This window comes from Streptomyces sp. NBC_01390, assembly GCF_045040105.1.
GTDB lineage: Bacteria > Actinomycetota > Actinomycetes > Streptomycetales > Streptomycetaceae > Streptomyces.
In genome coordinates this window covers 1,594,762-1,607,934 of sequence record NZ_CP109551.1, presented here as the reverse complement: position 1 = coordinate 1,607,934, position 13,173 = coordinate 1,594,762, and the positions used below count along the sequence as shown (strand labels likewise).

Genomic DNA, 13,173 nt, shown 5'->3' with positions numbered 1-13,173 from the left:
CTCCCTTGGCCATCACCGCTCTGCCTCCCGACACCGACGCCGACATCGCCCGGGTCACCGAGGCCCTCGCCATGATCACCCCGCGCTGGAACGTGAGGATCCTGCTGGCACTCTCCGGCCCGCCGCTGCGTTACAGCGAGCTGGCTGCCAAGTTGTCTTGGCTGCAGAACGGCCAGCTCCACCCCAAGCTCAAGTCGCTGTGCGACGCCGGTCTTGTCGAGCGCACCGAGCACACCGCACGGCATGTGAGCTACGGCCACACCGAGCGTGGCGCAGCCCTGCTGCCGGTCCTGCCGATGATCGTCACCTGGGCCGAGGAACATCTGGAGAAGGCGGACCGCCCGCTGCTCGCGATCGAGCAGATCGAGGACAGCGTCACCCTGCTCACCCGGCGGCACGCCGCCGCCATCCTGTGGGTGCTCAAGTCCCGCCAGGAGGTCAGCGGGCGGGCCCTGGCCCGGATCGTGATGCCCAGCAGCGACTGGACCAACGTCTACCCGCCGCTGCGGCAGCTCGTCGCCGACGGCCTGGTCGGCACCGAGGGCATCGGCCGGCCCTACCGGCTGTCCGCGGCGGGCGACGGCCTGGGCCCCGTTCTCGGCGCCCTGTCCGCGTGGTCCGCCGGGCAGCCCCTCGACCAGGCGGCCCAGCACCCGGTCTGGGGGCACCCGCAGGCGAAGCCGACGCCGAGGCCGTGGGTCAGCAGCCAGTCCCGGCCGGCACCCGCACCATTCCCGCAGGCCCGGACGGGTGAGTCCTCTCCGGCGTGGCACCACCGCGATCTCTTCTCGCACGCCACGCCCGCCCGCCCGCAGGCGGCCATCCCGGCGGGAGGCCCGCGCCGATGACCACCCCCTTCGCCACGGCGGAAGTCCGCAACGCTGTCGAGCTGCTGGCTTCTCGTTCCTTGATCCGCCTGGTCATCGAGATCGACGACAACGGGGCGATACCGCCGCGACGGCTGGCCGGTACCCTCTCCGACCTCTCCGCGCACCAACTGCGCCGCGCTGCCGAAGCGGCTCGTGCCCACGGTCTCGTCCGGACCGTGCCCGGCGCCGGTCTGGAACTCACCGATTCGGGTTCGGAGTTGGCCGACCTGTACGACGCGGCTGCGCACTGGGCCCGCCGCCACTACTTCCCGGCACCGGTCTGCGAGTTCAGCAGCCGTATCCGCCACGTCCTCGACCTCCTGGCGCCCTCGCTCGCGACCGAGTGCGTCGACGGCCTCCCGAGGCCGTCCGCCGCGCAGCTGCCCAGCGACGAGGCCGAGGCGGACCTTGCCCGTCCCCGCGCTCTCCTGATCCAGTGGCTGGCCGGCAACCCCCAGGCCACCCGGGTGTCCGAGCCCGAGCCGGTCGCGTGAGCGCTGCTGTCATGCCCCGGCATGCACGCCACACTGCCGGGCTGATGCGCAGCATCTACCTGCCGCGTACGGCGGACGCTCTCGCGTTCGCGATGTCCACCTTCGGCATCCCACTGCTGGTCTTGGCCACCACGCGCTCCGCCGCGTTGACGGGGGCCGCGTTCGCCCTGGAGTGGATCCCGCGGCTGGCGGCATTCGGATGGGCCGGATCGATCGTCGACCGGCGCGGGGCGGCCGTCGTCTTCCACCTCGCCTCCCTGGGACGCGCGCTGGCCCTCGCCATCGGCGCGGTCCTGCTCCACCTCCATCCGTCCGGCACCATGGCGATCACAACGGTGATGGTGCTCGCGGCGGCGACCGGCGTGCTCACCGAGTTCAGTTACATCGCGGCCGAGACCGCGGGCGCCGCCGCCGGCCGCCGAGCAGGGGCGCGGGCCCACCGCGTCCAGGCCGTCCTGCTCGGCATCGACCAGACCGCGACCCTGGCCGGCCCGGCGCTCGCAGGGGTACTCCTGCTCGCCGGGCCACCGCCGATGCTCGCGATGATCACCGTGCTCTCGCTGCTCGCCGCGCTGCTCGCCCTCCGCACACCCCCCTCGCCCGTCGCCCCGGCCCGCGCGCCGAAGGGGCGGCTCGGCTCGGGACTCCTCACCGGGTGGCGCACCATCCGCTCGCTTCCCGTACTCGGCTGGCTCGTGACCGGGCTGGCCCTGTCCAACCTGGCCACCGGCCTCCTCCAAGCGGCCGGTCCCGTGATCGTCGTCCAGCACTTCGGGCAGTCCACCACTGCAGTCGGCCTGGTCTGGTCCGCCGCCGCGGCGGCCACCCTCGTGGCCGTCACCATCTGCCGGTTCGCGCTCGACCGCCTGGGCCTGTGGCCGGTCGGCGCCGCCTGCGCGGCCCTCGCCTCGCTCGCCTGTCTCGCCGCCGCCCAGGCCCCCGACTACCTGTCCTACCTGGTCCTGGTCGCGGTCCTCATGGCGGCAGACGGCGGCATGACGGTCGTCCTGCGCACCCTGCGCTCCCGCCTGATCCCCCCGAACCAGTTCGGCAGCACCCTGTCGGCGACCATCCTCATCCTCCTGCTGCCCTTCCCCGTCGCCGGCGTGCTCACCGCGCTCACCCCGCCCGACGCGCTGGGCCACGTCATCACCGCGTGCGCCGCCCTGCAGGCCCTCGGCCTGTTCTGCGCCTTCGCCCGCCTGCGCACCGATCCCGCCCTACGCACCTGACCCTGCCGCGCCCCCAGCCTGTGGAGAACCTGATGCCTACTGCCGTCCTCGGGACGAACCGCGCGAGCGGTCGCACCATCACCGAGCAGTTCAACGCCTTCGACGCGCACCACCCGCACGTCTACCGCGCTCTGGAACGCATGGCGGCCCGCCGCCTGGCCTCCGGCGCCACACGGGTCAGCTTGAAGGACCTCTTCGAAGACCTGCGCCGCCAACTTCCGTACGGCGTCGCCGGGCTGAACAACAACTTCACCGCCCTCTACGCCCGCCGCCTGATCGACGACCACCCCCACTGGGCCGGCGTGTTCGAGCTGCGCCGCCGCCGCGCCGCCTGAGACACCCCTCTTTCTCTTCCCTGGTCCTGCCGCCTACCGACTCGGAGAACCCCTTCTTGTCCGCTCGCCCCCTCGTACTCGTCGTCTCTCCGGGCGATGAGGCGGATCGCGGCTACTGCCTTGAGCAGGTCGCCGCCGCGTACGACATCGTCCTGCTGACCGGCGCCGAGCCCTCATGGGAGAAGCCGCACATCGTCGACCATGCCGTCGCCGATCTGAACGACACCACCGCACTCCTTGGCGCCGGCCGGGCTCTGGCCGAGCGACACGACCTTGCCGGCGTCGTCACCTGGGACGAATGGAACCTCATCCCCACCGCCCGCCTCGCCCGCGCGCTCGGTCTGGCCGCGAACTCCGTCGAGGTGATGCGGGCCTGCCGCAACAAGGCCACCGCCCGGGCGCTGTTCGCCCGCCACGCAGTGCCGTCGGCCGCGTCGATGAAGGCCCGGACCCTGCGGGAGGCTGAACTGGCGACGAGGACCATCGGTTTGCCCGCCGTCCTCAAGCCCGCCGCAGCGGCCGGCAGCATCGGCGTGATCCGCATCGACCGGCCCGAAGAGCTGCCCGCTGCCTTCGCGTTCGCCTCTGCCGGCGCACGCCGCAGCCGCGAGGACAGCGGCGTCCTGGTCGAGGAGTACCTCGACGGCCCCGAGGTCTCCGTCGAATGCGTCACCCACCGCGGCACCACCACCGCCGTCGCCGTGACCCGCAAGCGCCTGGGCCCCGCACCCTACTTCGACGAGACCGGTCACACCGTCGACGCCGCCGACCCGCTCCTCGCCAAGGTCGCACCGACCGCCGCCGCTGCCATCCAGGCCCTGGGAATCACCGACGGCGTGCAGCACGTCGAGATACGCCTGGTCGGCGGCCGGCCCCGGCTGATCGAGGTCAACGCACGCCTGGGCGGCGACATGATCGGCCACCTCGTCCACCTGGCCACCGGCGTCGACCTCGCCCGGGCCGCCGCCGACACCGCCTGCGGACGCACCCCCGACCTGACACCCACCCGCCACCAGGCCGCGGCGATCCGCCTCATCTACCCCGCCTACTCCGGAACCCTCACCGCCCGCCGCCTGAAGGAACACGGCGGGGGAGTGGAGCGCGTGAGCTTCCAACGACAGGCCGGCGACCAGCTCGTACTGCCACAGGACGGCGGCAATCTGTACACCGCCCGTATCGGCTTCCTGATCACCACCGGGCCGAGCGCCGCCGTCGCCGAAGCCCGCGCCCAGGAGGCGTACCGCAACCTCGACATCCAGGTGGCCCCGCTCCCGCCAGCGGCCCGGACCACCGGGGAGCACGCCGCGTGAGGCAGACCGCAGCGCCCGAGCTGGTGCGCAGCCGCCGCCTACTGACCGGGTACTTCGCCGGCCTGGGTGTGGTGATGGCCGTCTGGGGTGCACGCATGCCCGCCGTTCAGAACGCCGCCGAGGCGAGTACCGCCGGACTTGCCCTGGTCCTGCTGGCCGCCGCCCTCGGCATGGTCGCCGGACTTCAGGCGGGCGGACGCCTCGCCCGCCCGGCCCGTCTACCTGGGCTGCTGACCGGCGGTGCCATGGCCCTCGCCGCCTGTCTTGCCGTCCTCGGGATCTGCCGCACTCTGGAGAGCCTCCTGGCGGCGGCGTTCGCCTTCGGGGCCGCGCACGGCGTCCTTGACGTCGCGGCCAATTCCGCGGCGGTCCGCTGCCAGGACGCCCACGGCCACCCCATCATGGGCCGACTGCACGCGAGTTACAGCTTCGGCGCCCTCCTCGGTGCCGCGCTGGCCGCGGCCACCGCTCACACCGCACACGCCATTCTGTTCACCGCGGTGGCAGCGTGCGCCGCGGCGGCGGCAGGCACGGCCACACGGCTCACCCGCACCGTCGCCAGCCCTGCACTCGAACCCGTCCACCCCGGTGCCGCACCGGGCTCGGACGGGCAGAAGGGGTTGTCCCGGCGCCGATTGTGGCTGCTGGGCGCACTTGCTGCAGCCACGCTGCTGGGCGAAGGAGCTGCTGCCGACTGGGCGGCTGTCCACCTGCATGACCTCGGCGCGACGGCCGCGACCAGCGCCGCGGCGTACGGCTTCTACAGCGCCGCCATGGCCGCCGGCCGTCTCGCCGGAGACCGGCTCACCGCCCGCTTCGGCGCGGACACCGTCGTGCGCACCGGTGCCGCGCTGGCCGCGCTCGGCCTCGCCACCGGACTGGCCGGCTCCACCATCGCCTTCGCCCTGCTCGGCTGGACGGCCTTCGGCCTGGGCCTGTCCGTCACCATCCCCAGCCTGATCACCGCCGCCGGCACCGGCGGCCCCCGCGCGGTCGCCACCGTCGCGGTCACCGGCTACGTCGGCCTGCTCGCCGGCCCCGCCCTCATCGGCGCCCTCGCCACCCTCACTGCACTGCCGCACGCGCTGCTGCTGCCCGCCCTCCTCGCCGCAGCCGTCGCCGCCCTCGCCCCCAAAGCCCTGGAGAAACCCACCCCTTGAACCACACCTCCGCCTCCCCGACCGGCGTGGACGCCGTGATCCTCGACTACAACGGGGTCCTCGGCCTGCAACCCAGCACCCCGATGTGGACCCGTCTCGCCGACCTCGCCGAGTGGCCCGACCGGCACCTCCCCTCCTTCCAGGACGCCTTCTGGGCTCACCGCAACGCCTACGACGCCGGGGAGCTGAGCGATCTCGCCTACTGGGCGAAGGTGCTCGGGCACCACCCCGGCCCGCGGTGGCTGCGCACCCTGCGCGATGCCGACACCGCCATGTGGACCCGCACCGACCCGCGCGTCCTCGACACCCTGCACCGCGCCCGGGCCGCGAGGCGGCTGCCCATGGTGCTGCTCTCCAACGCCCCGGCCCACCTCAGCGACGTCCTGGACGCCACCGTCTGGCGGCGCGAACTGATGGACGACGCCCAGTACTCGGCCCGCCTGGGCCGGTGCAAACCCGATCCGGCCGCGTACGAACACGCCCTGGTCGCCACCGGCATCACCGGCCCGGCCCGTGTGCTGTTCGTCGACGACCGCGAGGACAACTGCCGGGCCGCTGCCGAGCTGGGCCTGCGCACCCTGCACTACACCGGCCGGATCGCCGACCTCGAAGCAGCACTGCTGCACATCCCCGGCTGAGCCACCCTCCCCACCCCCTCACCCCTTCAGGACCCTTGTGTCTTCCCACGACGACCTGTGGACCGGCGGGGACGTGTACGTCTCCCCGCGCCATCTCGCCCTCGCCACCCTCAGCGGCGACCCCGCCCTCGCTCCGCTGTACCGCCTCGGCTGGCCGCTGACCTACGACGAGCGCGGCAATCTCTACCTGAGTTCACCCGACGGGACGGTCCGCCTCGGCTACCTCTCGGAGGGCCCGGACGACGGTCTGTGGCGCATCAACGCCTATGAGGACCCGTTCGGCCCGCCGGCCTGGGGCGTGTGCTTCAACGACCGCTGTCCCACCGAGTTTGTCACCGCGTTCACCACCGCGCTGGCCGCAGCATACGAGCAGGGCCCGGGCTCCTATCTCGCCAAGCCGGTCGTCGGCCGCAGCGACAGCGACTTCTTCCTGGCCTTCGTGCCGCTGATGAGGCGGGGCTGGCAGATCGACCATCCCCGGTGGGGGATGGTCGCGGTCGAGTCGAGCGACGGGCTCGCCACGGTGGAGTACGCCACCGGCGCCCTCGACCCGGCGGCCGAGCTGACCACCCGCGAGGCCCGCTGGCACCTGTGGGCCGGACCCTCCACCGAACACCCGCTGTGGTACGCCACCGCCAGCACCGACACGCCCACCGCACTGATCCGCGCGGTCACCGAGAGCCTCTGCGACTCCGCGCCCCTGCCCCGGTGGAGGCAGGAAACCCACACCTACGCCGAGGGCCTGGCCCAGCTCACCCCCGTCCTCCCGCCCGGCCCGCCGATTCCGACGCCCCTCGATGTCCGGCGCACCGCCTCCCACCGCCCGGCCGCGCTCCCCGCCGCCAGCGTCCCGCGCTGGAGCACCGCCAGCCGACCGGTACTGCCCGGCCCGCGCCGATAACCGTGGCTCGACTGCGACCGGAGACCCTTCTTGTCCCTGCAGGCCCCCGCGTTCTTCGCCGAACTGTGCCTCCCCTTGCACGACCACGCCGTCGTGGGCAACACCTACTACGCCACCCCCGTCCCGGGCCTACCGCTGCGGCTGCGGATCGACTTCACCGCCACCATCCACGCGGACACCTACGGCGGGCTCCGTGCGGCGATCATCCACCCGGACCGCGGTGAGATCGATGCGGTGGCCCTCAGCTTCGTGGATCACGGCACCTTCCACCGTCGCGACGAAGCCCACAACACCCGGCCGAACACCAAGCATTACGGCACGTTCGACACCTACCACCACCCCGGCCGGCCGCCGTGGGACGGCGCCGTCACCACCGGGCTGCGCGATGCCATCGAGCAGTACACCGCCGTCTGGTTCCCCGGCGCCTGGACCGCGACCGCACCGAGCCGCCCTGCGGGCCGGACCGCGCACACGTCTCCCGCCATGCCGGTCACCCGCAGCGGCGCCCGCGCCCGCTGAGCCGCGCCCACACCGGCCAGCCCCGGCGTCCCGCACTCTCCAGCAGGAGCCCCGCCCGTGATGACCCACCCCTTCGAACACCTCGACCCCGCCCAGACCGTGCAGGTCCTTCCCCGCCACCTTGCCGGGCCCGGAGCAGCGGACCCCTGCAGAGCTTGGGCCCTCCCCTTCGACGAGGGCTGGCCGTTCGCCCAGACCGACAACGGCACGGCCGCCGCCTTCAGCCCGTGCCTGCGACTGCAGACCACCTATGAACCTCAACCCGACAAGCCCAGCAAGGGCACATGGACCATCAGCGCGCACCGGGCCCCGTCCACCCCACCGGCCTGGCGGATCACCTTCGACGCCACCACCCCCGTCGAACTGCTCCACGACGTCCACACCGAACTGCTCGACCTCTACCTCGAAGACCGCCACAGCGACCAGGACCGGCTGTTCCAGCACGAGACGGCGCCGCACGAGGCGTACGTACCGCTGCTCACCCGCGGCTGGAGCCACGACGTCAAGACCGACGGCACACAGACCTTCCTCACCCCGGAAGGACTCGGCGGTCTACGCCACCGCTACGCCATCAGCGGCTCCAGCGAGCCGGCCTGGAGGGCCTGGGCGGATACCCGAGCGAACCGTACTGGCAGGCGCACTTCTCGTTCGCCACGCCCACCACCCTCGTCGCGGCCTTCACCGCCTCACTGATCTCCACCGAGCCGCTGCACCGCACAGTCCAGGACGTCCCCTTCCATACCCGCCGCCACCTCTACGTCGCCACAGCGGCAACCAAACAACCGCCCGGCCACTCACCTGCCGCCCCGCCTTCGGCGACGGCCGCTGGCCGGACCCGATGACCTCCCCACCACCCGATCAAGGAGTCCCCTTCTCGTGCATGCCCGCTTCGCCCGTGGCGCCGGCAGATCCGCTGCCCTCGCCGCCGCGCTGATCGCCACCCTCACCTGCGCCACGGCCGCGACCGCCCAGCCGACCGAGCCGACGCCCTCGGCCACCGCCGATCCCGCCGAGACGCAGACAGCGGATGCGGGCAGCGTCGCGATCACCACGAAGGACACGGCCGGAGATGTCCTCCCCGGCGCGGCCTTCCTCCTGCTCGACTCCACCGGCCAGGAGGCCGGGCGCGGGAAGACCGACGCACAGGGGAAACTGACCTTCCCCGACCTCGCACCCGGCGTCTACCGGCTGAAGGAGACGGACTCCGGCAGCCCGCTCCACGACGTCGCCGCCGACCAGGACGTCATCGTCACCCCCGGCGCCACCGCCCCCGCGACGGTCATCGACCCCTTCAAGCCCGCCCATCTCACCCTGAAGACCAAGGACAACAAGACCGGCAAGCTGCTGCCCGGCTCCACCGTCAACATCGGCACCGGCGATACGACCCTCCTCACCCTCACGACGGGCCCGAAGGGCACGGCCTCCGGAGACCTACCGATCTCCAGCCGTACGACGAAGTTCTGGGTCAAACAGACCAAGGCGCCCTCCGGCTACGCCCTGTACAAGCCCTCGAAGACCTTCACCGCAGGGCCCGGCACCTCGGTCACCGTGACCGTCGCCAACTCCAAGACCTCGACCGGGTCGAGCCCCGATCCGACCGAGAAGCCGACGGGTACAGCGACCAGTACTCCGCCCACGTCCGAAGGCAAGAGGGCCGACGACACCCCCGGCGGGACGATGTCCACCCGGCCGCACTCCACGGCATCGGACGCCTATTCCTTGCCCAGCCCGTCAACAGACGCCACCGGCGAGGCAACGCCGAAGGCGCTGGTGGGCTCCCTCGCCCACACCGGAGCCGACGCCACCGCGTGGATCCTCGGGGCAGCAGGACTCCTCGCCGCCAGCGGCATCGGCGCTGTCGCTGCCACCCGTGGCCGACGCACCGGCAGCGACGAGAACACCCAGTCCGGTGAGGACTGACACCACTGCACTACCCCGTGACGGCGACGCCCGGGAGTCCGTACACGGACTCCCGGGCGTCGCCGGGTTTTCACCAGGTCAGCGGATGTGGATGGCTGCCATCAGGTAGTTGACCCCCGCTGTCGTGAGGGCCACGACGGCAGCTGCTGCGCCGGCCCGAAGGCAATGAAGCAGGAGGCAGCCCGCCGGCTCCTTGGGGCGCTGGCGTGGCCGATGAGGTCGGCTTGGGCGGCGCGTACGGTGGTGCATGTCAGCCCTCCTGGGGTTGTCGGGCCCCGTGCCGCCGACTTCGCGAGAGGGAGCGGCACGGGGTGCTGTGTCTCCACAGTGGGACAGCTGCCCCCGGCAAGTCGCCGTCGGACGTGCCGATCTCGGTGTAAGTTCCAGAGCGTGACGGACTGGCGCGACGCCTGGCCGGCGGGAACCGCCGCTGACCTGGTCGAGGATGCCCGCGCTCTCGGTATCAAGGCGAGTCCGCGCATGGTCACCGACTATGTGGAAAAGGGACTGCTCGCGTCGCCTCTGTTCCGGAAGACGACGCAGCGAGGAAGCGACCGCCGTGTGTTTCCGCCCGAGCAACGCCGCCTGTTCCACGAGCTGAACTGCGCCAAGCTCCGTTCCCCGCTGGCCCGTGTCCCGCACCGGACCATGGTCCCGGTCGTTCTCTACCGGTGGTGCCTGGACGACACCGTGGTCACGGACACGCAGGCCCGCCGCGCTCTGCGGACCTACGCACAGAGCACCGGCCTCAGCTCCGACGCGGGACGCCGGAGTACGGCGCGCACGATTGTCGAGCAGTTCGCCCACCCACTGGCCACGACCAGCCAGCTCCGCGCCGCACAGCAGTGGATCCGGGAAGGAGAGCGAGCACGAAGGCCGAACTGGGATGCTCTGGCGGACAGCCTGAGCACGGTCGCCAGCCCGTGGCGCTCGCGTGGTCTTCTGGAGATCGTGCGGGGGATCGGGCCCCCGGACGCGCCCGTCACGACGGACCACGTCGTGGCGAAGTGGGAAGTCGACTGGCAGACCAACCAGCAGTTGGTCGTGGAATCCGTCGACGAGCGGGTACTGCGGCGCGCCCGGGACGAGCACCGGGACGACTGGCAGCAGTACCAGAGGGTGCGGACCGACTTGGCGTCCCGAGCCGGATCATTGGCACACATCTTCGATCTGCCAGATGGTCAGGAGCAGGCCGCCCGACAGCGCGTGAACGCGTTCGTCACCATCCTTGGCAACACCCTCGACCTCGCCAAGCCGACCTTCGCCCGAGCCCAGGCCAGAGCCCGAGCCCGCTAGCAGCGGGGGCGAAGGCTCCACCGCATACTCCCGCTCATCACGACCGGCGACACGTCAGAGCTTGCAACACGATCCTGTTGAAGCGCCCGGATCAGGCGGGGCCGAGGCGACTGCTCGGCCATTCAGGAGGGCGCGCGCGTGCTCGGCCATGGACCGTGGACGATGACGTGTGCCGATGGCGGTCGTACTGCTGCCGTCCCTGGCCGGAGCGGTTGCCGAGGCCGTGTCCGGTGAACGGCCCGGTTGAGCCCGGACATCTTGGGCAGCGGCTCCCGCGAACTGCACCGGTACGGGTCAGTCCTGTGGGCAGATGGTTTCGCCCGCCAGCCGTGCAGCCAGACTTCTGCCGGACCTTTGCCCGCCCTTTCTTGATTGCTCCCCGCAGCCGGGCGCCGCTGTTCTATCGTCAGATCGGCGAGGCTCACCAGGCCAGCACGACGGCCCCAGTTCCGGTATCAACCTGCGTGCCTCATTCGCGGCACGCATCGTCGAACTGGAGGTGAAGCGTTGGGTAAAGGGAAGCACCGCCGCAACACGGAGAATGGCCGGCCACCAGCCAAAGCGTTATTCCTGACCTCGTTCACAGCTCGCGTCCTCGCGGCGCTGATCTGGAACTGGTTTCAGGATCGCTGACAGCAGGTAGCCGACCTCTCCAACGCTAGGACGGGCGGCCGAGTACACCGGTCGCTGGACTCGCCGCCGAAGCGGCGAGACCACGCGCGGGGTTGGGCTGCCAGGCCCACCCCGCGTGCCATGCCACGAGCCCCCCCGACGGAATGACAGTGCATGTCGAAAGGGGATTGTGCAACGCGACGCTTAAGACTTTACGCATCCGCGGCGTCTCCGTCAGGTTTTACGCGTCATCTGGGTATGGAAAACCCTGCATCCGTAAAACCATTTAAGCAATCGTCCCTGGCCAGCCACATGCCAGGGAGGCAGCGCACACAACTCGTTGGGCCGGGCACAGACCGGCGAGAGCGATGGCCGGCAGACCGGCCGAAGCTCCGCGTTGCGATCTACGGCCAGATGGACACCGCTGCACTCACCGCAGTCAGTACGGCGGATGCTGCGAGGAACAGGCCAGGGGCGTGGATCGCATCGTGCCCGGTGATGACTACTGAAGAGACCACCCTTCAAGCACGTGTCAACGGCCGGCTCCGGAGGGTTATCCACAGGCCGCCGCAGGGGTGTCCGTAGCGTCGTACCGTGCTGCCGGAGCTGATCACGAGCACGGGGGTACGCGATGACGTACAGGGTGGAATTGGCAGTCCGGGTCGAGGACGCGCTGGCTGAACTGCCGGGGGAGGGACGGCAGGAGGTCATGGAGACGATCGCGCAGGCACTGGTCCGCAGGGATGCGTGGCCGGAGCCGGGCGGCTGGGAGGCGGCGCTTTGGTTCGGGCCGCGGACGTGGGTGGCCTTCATCGCTTCACTGGACGGAATCGACATCGTCAACATGGGGTGGGCAGGCTGACGGACCCCCGCCCCGTACCGGGGCAGTGGCACGCCGTTGGGCTGCGGCTGACTCCGGACAGCGACTTGGAGACGCAGAGAGTGGCTGCCGCCCCAACCAAGAGGAGCGCTCACCGAGTTCGGCGGTCGGTAAAGGGCGGTGTCGGCTATGGGGCGAGGTCGTCACGCAGCCGTACAAAGCGACCGGATGCCGGTAGCGGTCCGCGTCAATGGCGGTGCCGGCGACGGATTCGGCGGCCAGGTCTGGGCTGGCGGGGTGGTGCTCCATCAGTTCGCGCCGCTCCTACTCCGGCAATTCGGCCAGCGCTTCCTCAACCTGGAGCCAGAGTTCCACTCTGTACAGCACCGCACCCCCGTGCTCGTTACCAACGGAGAGAGCTACCGTAGGACGGTCGCGACGATCACGAGCGTGCCTGTGGATGACTTGGCCTCTGTCTTAAGCCGGGGCCTGCACGCTGGTCACATGCCCGAACTGATCGACAGTGAGCGCCACGCGTACCTGCTTGGTTGAAGCGATCAGTACCAGCCAGACGAGGCCCCACACCAGGCAGGTGACGATCGTCAGGATCGCGTGCAGCACGTGGTTTACGGGTTCCCCGCGAGCCATCACGGCCTGGGTGGGCGAGCGCGACTCCAAGCGCCAGCCACGCGCGACGTAGCCGTTGACCATCCAGTCCAGATTGATCGTTCGCTGTTCCGCGCTCAGCGGCTGATCCGGCTGGGCGTCCACCAGCTCGCGTGGCGGCGGAGGAAGCGGTGGAGGTCCGTCCAGGTTGCTCCAGCCTTGCCACTCAGGACTTCCCGGCATCAAGACCACCCCACTCTTCAGGGCCACCACCACGCCAGTCGATCCACGGCACCGTCGGCACCTCGGCCGGGTCGACTTCGCGTCCGGCCCGCCGCAGGAACTCGGCGACGTCGGAGATCTTGTGCGCCAGGCCGAGGATCTCGCCGTCCACGCGCACGCGCCGGCCGCCCGTCGGTGACGGCGGATGCACGACCACGCGAATCGGTCCGGCCATGTCT

At 71.1% G+C, this 13,173-nt stretch carries 16 protein-coding genes; 14 read left to right on the top strand and 2 right to left on the bottom strand.

The features are described 5' to 3' along the window. Nucleotides 1–5 precede the first annotated feature (5 nt). From OG241_RS07000 to OG241_RS06935, 14 genes are all read left to right on the top strand, one after another. Nucleotides 6–848 (top strand): winged helix-turn-helix transcriptional regulator, encoded by an 843-nt coding sequence (locus tag OG241_RS07000; protein WP_405814329.1) that lies wholly within the window; start codon nucleotides 6–8, stop codon nucleotides 846–848. Beyond that, entirely contained in the window at nucleotides 845–1,363 is a 519-nt protein-coding gene (locus OG241_RS06995) for a regulator (protein WP_405814328.1), read from the top strand. The genes OG241_RS07000 and OG241_RS06995 overlap by 4 nt, the downstream gene beginning before the upstream one ends. Next, the gene (locus tag OG241_RS06990; protein ID WP_405814327.1) at nucleotides 1,360–2,595 is read left to right on the top strand and encodes an MFS transporter; all 1,236 of its coding nucleotides are present in this window, start codon (nucleotides 1,360–1,362) and stop codon (nucleotides 2,593–2,595) included. The genes OG241_RS06995 and OG241_RS06990 overlap by 4 nt, the downstream gene beginning before the upstream one ends. 32 nt (nucleotides 2,596–2,627) lie before the next feature. After that, on the top strand, nucleotides 2,628–2,930 hold the full coding sequence (locus tag OG241_RS06985) for a hypothetical protein (protein WP_405814325.1): 303 nt from the start codon (nucleotides 2,628–2,630) through the stop codon (nucleotides 2,928–2,930). Between the two features lie 56 nt (nucleotides 2,931–2,986). Beyond that, a complete protein-coding gene (locus OG241_RS06980) occupies nucleotides 2,987–4,240 on the top strand; it encodes an ATP-grasp domain-containing protein (RefSeq protein ID WP_405814323.1) in 1,254 nt (417 codons plus the stop codon). Continuing rightward, complete coding sequence (locus tag OG241_RS06975; protein WP_405814321.1) at nucleotides 4,237–5,400, top strand: MFS transporter; 1,164 nt, start codon at nucleotides 4,237–4,239, stop codon at nucleotides 5,398–5,400. Before OG241_RS06980 ends, OG241_RS06975 begins: the two co-directional genes overlap by 4 nt. Next, complete coding sequence (locus tag OG241_RS06970; protein ID WP_405814319.1) at nucleotides 5,397–6,038, top strand: HAD family hydrolase; 642 nt, start codon at nucleotides 5,397–5,399, stop codon at nucleotides 6,036–6,038. Before OG241_RS06975 ends, OG241_RS06970 begins: the two co-directional genes overlap by 4 nt. 37 nt (nucleotides 6,039–6,075) lie before the next feature. Then, nucleotides 6,076–6,939 (top strand): DUF317 domain-containing protein, encoded by an 864-nt coding sequence (locus OG241_RS06965; RefSeq protein ID WP_405814317.1) that lies wholly within the window; start codon nucleotides 6,076–6,078, stop codon nucleotides 6,937–6,939. Nucleotides 6,940–6,969: 30 nt separating this feature from the next. Beyond that, complete coding sequence (locus tag OG241_RS06960; protein ID WP_405814315.1) at nucleotides 6,970–7,458, top strand: hypothetical protein; 489 nt, start codon at nucleotides 6,970–6,972, stop codon at nucleotides 7,456–7,458. A gap of 60 nt (nucleotides 7,459–7,518) precedes the next feature. After that, nucleotides 7,519–8,151 (top strand): DUF317 domain-containing protein, encoded by a 633-nt coding sequence (locus OG241_RS06955; protein WP_405814313.1) that lies wholly within the window; start codon nucleotides 7,519–7,521, stop codon nucleotides 8,149–8,151. After that, the gene (locus OG241_RS06950; protein ID WP_405826082.1) at nucleotides 8,052–8,300 is read left to right on the top strand and encodes a DUF317 domain-containing protein; all 249 of its coding nucleotides are present in this window, start codon (nucleotides 8,052–8,054) and stop codon (nucleotides 8,298–8,300) included. Before OG241_RS06955 ends, OG241_RS06950 begins: the two co-directional genes overlap by 100 nt. Nucleotides 8,301–8,334: 34 nt before the next feature. Continuing rightward, entirely contained in the window at nucleotides 8,335–9,378 is a 1,044-nt protein-coding gene (locus OG241_RS06945; RefSeq protein ID WP_405814311.1) for a collagen binding domain-containing protein, read from the top strand. Nucleotides 9,379–9,768: 390 nt separating this feature from the next. After that, nucleotides 9,769–10,674 carry a hypothetical protein gene (locus tag OG241_RS06940; RefSeq protein ID WP_405814310.1) on the top strand — a complete coding sequence of 302 codons (906 nt, stop codon included), beginning with the start codon at nucleotides 9,769–9,771 and terminating at the stop codon, nucleotides 10,672–10,674. Nucleotides 10,675–11,929: 1,255 nt separating this feature from the next. After that, nucleotides 11,930–12,148 carry a hypothetical protein gene (locus tag OG241_RS06935; protein ID WP_405814309.1) on the top strand — a complete coding sequence of 73 codons (219 nt, stop codon included), beginning with the start codon at nucleotides 11,930–11,932 and terminating at the stop codon, nucleotides 12,146–12,148. A 435-nt stretch (nucleotides 12,149–12,583) separates the two neighbouring features. Here the strand turns inward: OG241_RS06935 and OG241_RS06930 are convergent, their stop codons facing one another. Together OG241_RS06930 and OG241_RS06925 are read right to left on the bottom strand one after the other, a co-directional pair. Further along, nucleotides 12,584–12,988 carry a hypothetical protein gene (locus OG241_RS06930; protein ID WP_405814308.1) on the bottom strand — a complete coding sequence of 135 codons (405 nt, stop codon included), beginning with the start codon at nucleotides 12,986–12,988 and terminating at the stop codon, nucleotides 12,584–12,586. Continuing rightward, complete coding sequence (locus OG241_RS06925) at nucleotides 12,939–13,169, bottom strand: hypothetical protein (protein ID WP_405814307.1); 231 nt, start codon at nucleotides 13,167–13,169, stop codon at nucleotides 12,939–12,941. Before OG241_RS06925 ends, OG241_RS06930 begins: the two co-directional genes overlap by 50 nt. Nucleotides 13,170–13,173: the final 4 nt, after the last annotated feature.